This window comes from Lentzea sp. (genome assembly GCF_036380075.1).
In the GTDB taxonomy this organism is placed as follows: Bacteria; Actinomycetota; Actinomycetes; order Mycobacteriales; family Pseudonocardiaceae; genus Lentzea.
Genome location: NZ_DASVFL010000348.1, coordinates 1 through 5,637, shown reverse-complemented (window position 1 = coordinate 5,637; position 5,637 = coordinate 1). Strand labels below are relative to the sequence as shown.

Annotated in this window: 8 protein-coding genes; 4 read left to right on the top strand and 4 right to left on the bottom strand. The window is 70.4% G+C overall.

Annotated elements, in window-relative coordinates:
• Both VF330_RS36825 and VF330_RS36820 read right to left on the bottom strand, forming a co-directional pair.
• Positions 1-293 (bottom strand): LysR family transcriptional regulator (locus VF330_RS36825; protein WP_330856364.1); only part of this gene is annotated, 293 nt, incomplete at its 3' end.
• 76 nt (positions 294-369) lie between these two features.
• Complete coding sequence (locus VF330_RS36820) at positions 370-1,152, bottom strand: DUF3152 domain-containing protein (protein WP_330856363.1); 783 nt, start codon at positions 1,150-1,152, stop codon at positions 370-372.
• 80 nt (positions 1,153-1,232) lie between these two features.
• Here VF330_RS36820 and VF330_RS36815 point away from each other — a divergent pair, with 80 nt between their 5' ends.
• Both VF330_RS36815 and VF330_RS36810 read left to right on the top strand, forming a co-directional pair.
• A complete protein-coding gene (locus VF330_RS36815) occupies positions 1,233-1,898 on the top strand; it encodes a response regulator transcription factor (RefSeq protein ID WP_330856362.1) in 666 nt (221 codons plus the stop codon).
• Positions 1,895-3,601, top strand: coding sequence for a sensor histidine kinase (locus VF330_RS36810; protein WP_330856361.1), 1,707 nt, complete (start codon positions 1,895-1,897; stop codon positions 3,599-3,601). The genes VF330_RS36815 and VF330_RS36810 overlap by 4 nt, the downstream gene beginning before the upstream one ends.
• On the opposite strand, the gene VF330_RS36805 is transcribed toward VF330_RS36810, so the two are convergent.
• A complete protein-coding gene (locus VF330_RS36805) occupies positions 3,585-4,397 on the bottom strand; it encodes an NAD(P)/FAD-dependent oxidoreductase (protein WP_330856360.1) in 813 nt (270 codons plus the stop codon). The two genes, VF330_RS36810 and VF330_RS36805, sit on opposite strands and share 17 nt — an antisense overlap.
• Positions 4,398-4,447: 50 nt before the next feature.
• On the opposite strand from VF330_RS36805, the gene VF330_RS36800 reads away from it, so the two are divergent.
• Complete coding sequence (locus tag VF330_RS36800; protein ID WP_330856359.1) at positions 4,448-5,011, top strand: helix-turn-helix domain-containing protein; 564 nt, start codon at positions 4,448-4,450, stop codon at positions 5,009-5,011.
• Positions 5,012-5,018: 7 nt separating this feature from the next.
• Entirely contained in the window at positions 5,019-5,288 is a 270-nt protein-coding gene (locus tag VF330_RS36795; protein WP_330856358.1) for a DUF2277 domain-containing protein, read from the top strand.
• Positions 5,289-5,447: 159 nt separating this feature from the next.
• Here the strand turns inward: VF330_RS36795 and VF330_RS36790 are convergent.
• Positions 5,448-5,637, bottom strand: a 190-nt coding sequence (locus VF330_RS36790; protein WP_330849795.1) for a hypothetical protein, incomplete at its 5' end; no start/stop codon positions are given.

The following is a 5,637-nucleotide window of genomic DNA, read 5'->3' as shown; positions in this document are numbered from 1 at the left end:
CTGGCCAGGAACCCGACCCTGAGCACCCTGGCCGCGCTGCGGGTTTCGCTCACGGCGGCGTCCCAGCCGGCGAGCACCGGCGGTACCCGCGTGGCCAGGGCGCGGCCGGCCTCGGTCAGCCTCATTCCGGTGCTGGAGCGGGTGAACAGCCGCACGCCCAGCTGTGATTCGAGGTGCTTGAGCTGCTTGGTCAGCGATGGTTGCGACACGAACAGCCGGTGCGCGGCGCGTGTGAGGTTGCCCTCCTCGGCGATGGCGGCGAAGTACCGCAGCAGCCTTGTGTCGACGTCCATGCGGTCAGGTTATGGAGATCGACATCAACCACGGGTGAGCCCGGAATCAGTGGAGAAGCACTTAGTGATCCATAGGTTATGGATACGGCCATCCATTCGGCGTGCACACCTTGCCGTCCTGCGGGATGAAAGCGCCCTGCGGCACCCCGCCGGTGATCCGCACGACCTCGTCGTTCGACACGCTGAACGTCTGCTGCATCATCACCGGCGCCGGCCCGCCCGCCACGCCGCACGGCTGGTGGCCCTGGCCGAACGCGTGGCCCACCTCGTGGTTGACCATGTACCGGCGGTACGAGGTGAGGTCGGGCAGGAAGGCAATGGCGCCGCGGAACCAGCGGGCGCCGTTCAGGGTTACGAAGCCGCCGTTGTTGCAGGAGACGTCGACCGGGATCTCGAAGCCGCACACGGCTCTGGCGGTCTGCTGCGACGCGAGTCTGACGCGGACCGAGGCCGGGCCGGAGACGCGTTTCACCGAGCGGGCGCCGTGGGCGGTCCAGCCTCGCGGGTCGGTGAGGGTGGCGTCCACGAACGACGCGAAGGCCTGTTCGTCGACGGTGATGCCGTCCTCCACCTCGACGGCGTAGGTGCGCAACGGGCCGGTGCCCGTGGCGGGGCCTTCGCCCGGGACGACGTGGAACGTGCCCGTGCCCGCCGCCGGGAAGTCGGGGCCGTCCGGCAGGTCGGAGCTGGAGGCGTAGACGCGCGGAGGCGGCGAGGACGGCAACACAGGAACAGGCGTGGAAGACGGAACAGTGGCGGACGCCGGGGCGGCCGCGGGGGACGTTTCGCCTGCCAGCTCGGTTGCCGTGAGCAGGAGTGCGGTCAGGGCCACGGCGGCCAGAACCAGGTGCACCTTCATGACGGCCACGCTCGCGGGAACTGATGAAGAACCTGTTTGCGTTCCGCTTGACTGTCGTGAAGGCCTGCATACTGCGGACTGTGTGTGCCCACATCCTCGTCGCGGAGGACAACGTCCACCAGGCCGAGCTCGTCCGCCGGTACCTCGAGCACGACGGGCATTCCGTGGTGGTCGTCCACGACGGACGGGCCGCCATCGACGAGACGCGGCGCCGCAACCCCGACTTGCTGGTGTTGGACGTGATGATGCCGTTGGTGGACGGCATCGACGTGATGCGGGCGGTGCGGGCCGGGTCGGACGTGCCGATCGTGCTGCTCACGGCTCGGTCCACCGAGGACGACGTGCTGCTCGGGTTCGACCTCGGCGCGGACGATTACATCACCAAGCCGTTCCGGCCCCGGCAGATGGTCGCGCGGGTGCGCACGATCCTGCGGCGCAGCGGGCGTGCGCGCGAGACGAACGCCACGGTGCTCAAGGTCGGCGACCTGACCGTGGACCCGATCCGGCACGAGGTGCGCATCGAGGACGAGCTGGTGAACCTCACGCCGGCGGAGTTCCGGTTGCTCGCCAAGATGGCCGCGCAGCCGCACCGGGTGTTCACCCGCGAACAGCTGCTGGAGGACGGGTTCATCACGGCGCGCACGGTGGACGTGCACATGATGAAGCTGCGCCGCAAGATCGAGCAGGACCCGCGGCGGCCGCAGCGGCTGCTGACGGTTTACGGCATCGGGTACAAGCTCGCATGAAGAGCCTGCTGGTCCGGTTCTTCCTGTTCTCCGTGGTGATCGCGGCCTGCTCGATCGCGGTCACGGCGTGGCTGGCGAGCCAGGCGACGACCGGCGCGATCCGGCAGGAGCAGGGCGAGGCACTGGCGACGGACGCGGCGATCGTCGACGAGCTGGTCAAGTACGCGGCCACGCACCAGAGCTGGGCCGCGGCCCAGTCCGAAGTGGACGGCATCGCGCAGAGGTTCGGCCGCCGCATCGCGCTGACCGACCACAACGGCAAGAAGCTCGTGGACACGGGCAGCGAGAGCGCGCCGCCGTTGCCGATCATCCCCAAGGCGCTGGTCGACCCGCTGAACGTCAACGGCAAGATCGACCCGAGGGCGGTCGGGCCGTTCAAGCTCACCGACGCCGAGTTCGACAAGCTGCACTTCTACGCGTCCGAGCTGCTGAACTGCAACCGCTACATCAGGATCGTGGACGCGCCCAACGGCAGGCCGAGGCTGTGGAACGACGAGCCGGGCCGGTTCTCGGTGTGGGACGACTGCACGGCCGGCGACCAGCTCTACACCCTCACCCCGACGGAGACGACCGCGTACACGCAGTTGCAGCAGCTGTTCGGCGACTGCGTCGCACGGCTCGACCCCGGTTCACGGATCACGGCCAAGTCGCAGCCACCGAGGCTCGACTGGGAGATCACGGCGGTCCTCGACTCGACGCCCGAGGCGACGGAGTGCATGGCCAGTGCCCGCCGCGACCAGCTGCGGCCGTACGTCGCCGAACCGGTGCAGCTCTTCCTGACCTCGCCGACGGGCGGCGAGCCGATCCCGATCGACCTGTCGACCACCGGCACGACCCGGATCGCGTGGGTGGCACTGGGAATCCTCTCGCTCGCCGGGTTCGCCTCCTGGATCACCGCGACCCAGCTGGTGCGGCCGATCCGGGCGCTGACCGCCGCCACGAAGCGGACCGCGGAGGGCGACCGCACGGCACGGGTGGACGGCGGCGCGGGCGAGATCGGTGAGCTCGCGCAGTCGTTCAACGCGATGTCGGCGAAGCTCGCCGAGACCGAACGGCAGCGCCAGGCCATGGTCAGCGACGTCGCGCACGAGCTGCGCACGCCGCTGGGCAACATCACGGGCTGGCTGGAGGCCACGCAGGACGGGCTCGCGGAACCGGACCCGCACCTGGTCGGCATGCTGCTGGAGGAGTCCCTGCTCCTGCAACGGCTCGTGGACGACCTGCACGACCTGGCGCAGGCCGACGCGGGAACGCTGCGGCTGCACCGCGAGCCGATCGCGCTCGACGACGTGGTGGACCAGGTCGTCAACGCGCAGCAGAACCGCGAGATCCTGCTGCGCGCGGAGACCACGCCCGTCCACCTCACCGCGGACCCGGTGCGGCTGCGCCAGGCCCTCGGCAACCTCGTCGCGAACGCCGTGCGCTACACGCCGGCCGGCGGCGAGGTCGTCGTGAAGCTGTTCCAGGAGCACGAGACCGCCGTCCTGGAGGTGCGCGACACCGGCACCGGCATCGCGCCCGGCGACCTGCCGCACGTGTTCGACCGGTTCTGGCGCGCGGACAAGTCCCGCAGCCGGACCACCGGGGGCAGCGGGCTCGGGCTCGCCATCACGCGCCACCTCGTGGAGGCGCACGGCGGCGCGGTGTCGGTGACCAGCACGCCCGGCGAGGGCTCTACGTTCCGGATCAGCCTGCTGGCATGAGTCCCAGCAGGTCCACGTTGATCATCCCGGCCGCCTGGGCGCCCTGCGCGGCGGCCACGACCACGATGGCCGCCGGGTCCGTGACGTTGCCCGCCGCGTAGACGCCCGGAACGCTCGTGCGTCCCTTGTCGTCCGTGCGCACGAACGGACCGACCGGCGTCTCCGCGGTTTCGGCGCCCAACGCGAGCAGGAACTCGTCGCGCGGCTTCATCGGCGCCGAGTAGACGAGCGCGTCGGCCGGGACGCGGTCCGTTCCGGAGATCACCGCGACCAGCTTGTCGTCCTCGACCTCGATCCCGTCGACGGACGGGACGTGCGTGACGTCGGCCGACCACTGGCGCACCAGCGCGACCTTCATCTCCTCGCCGAACACGACGAGCTTCTGGTCGCGGACCTCGTAGCCGTGGCAGTACGGGCAGCCGAAGACGTCGCGGCCCCAGCGTTCGCGCAGGTGGTCCGGCACCTCGTCGACCAGGCCCGTCGCGAAGAGCAAGCGCTTGGCCTCCACGGTCCGCCCGGACAGCTCGACCTCGAACCCGTCGGCGGTCCTGGTCACGCCGCGCACGTCGTCGTTCACGATCTCGCCGCCGTACCCCTCCACCTCGGCACGGCCGTGCTTGAGGAGCTCCAACGGCGAGAGGCCGTCGCGGGAGAGGTAGTTGTGCATGTGCCCGGCCGGCTTGTTGCGCGGCTCGCCGCCGTCGACCACGAGCACGCTGCGGCGCGCCCTGGTCAGCATCAGGGCGGCGCTCAGCCCGGCCGCTCCCCCACCGATGATCACCACTTCGTAGCTCATGGCTCCACAGTGCGGTCGACAGTCCAGTTTTGGCAAAGTAAGTTGCTGTTATGGCAACAACGACCGTGGGACAACGGCTCGCGGCGCTGCGGGCGGAGCACGACCTGACGCTGGCGGCGTTGTCCGAGATGACCGGCATCTCGAAGTCGACGCTGTCGCGGCTGGAGTCCGACCAGCGCAAACCGACGCTGGAGCTGCTGCTGCCGTTGTCGAGGACCTACCAGGTGTCGCTCGACGACCTGGTCGGCGCTCCCGAGGTGGGCGACCCGCGCGTCACGATGAAGCCGCGCCGGCTCGCCCACGGACGCGTCGGCATCCCGCTGACCCGCTCGCTCGGGCCGCTGCAGGCCTGGAAGATGATCATCACCGACCCCGAGCTGCACGAGTCGCGCGTGCACGAGGGCTACGAGTGGTTCTACGTGCTGAGCGGGCGGATCAGGATGCGGCTCGGCGACAGGGAGATCGTGCTGCGCGCCGGCGAGGTGGCCGAGTTCGACTGCCGCCAGCCGCACAGCTTCAGCAGCGCGGACGGCCGCCCTGCGGAGATCATCAGCCTGTTCGGCAGACAGGGAGAGCGCATCCACACCCGCGCGGCGCCGCCGGACAGGTCATAGTGGGGGCATGTGCCGAAACATCCGGGTGCTCCACAACTTCGAACCGCCGGCCACCTCCGACGAGGTGCAGGCCGCGGCACTGCAGTACGTGCGGAAGGTGAGCGGGGCGGCCAAGCCGTCGGCGGCGAACCAGGCCGCGTTCGACCAGGCGGTCGCGGCCGTGGCGGCGGCGACGCGGGAGCTGCTCGACGCGCTGGTCACCGCGGCGCCGCCCAAGGACCGCGAGGTCGAGGCGGCGAAGGCCAAGGCCCGGTCAGCGGAGCGCTACGGGCGTTAGGGCCTGTCTCGTGAGTCTCGTCCGCGACAGTCGCGGCCGAGGGCCCCGCAGGCGGCACCGCCGCAGCACCCGAATACGCCCGGTATGAGGGCGCCGCGGCGGCACCGCCTGCGGGTCTCTCGACCGTGACTCTCATCGAACGGACTCACGGGACAGGCCCTAGGCCTCTGCTCCGGCCGGTTCCGGTGTCGCCTCCGCGGCGGGCTCGGCGGGCTGCTGCGCCGGTGCGTCGGCGGACGTGCGCAGCCGCTGCGAGATCACCTGCGAGATGCCGTCACCGCGCATCGAGACGCCGTAGAGCGCGTCCGCGATCTCCATGGTCGGCTTCTGGTGCGTGATGATCAGCAGC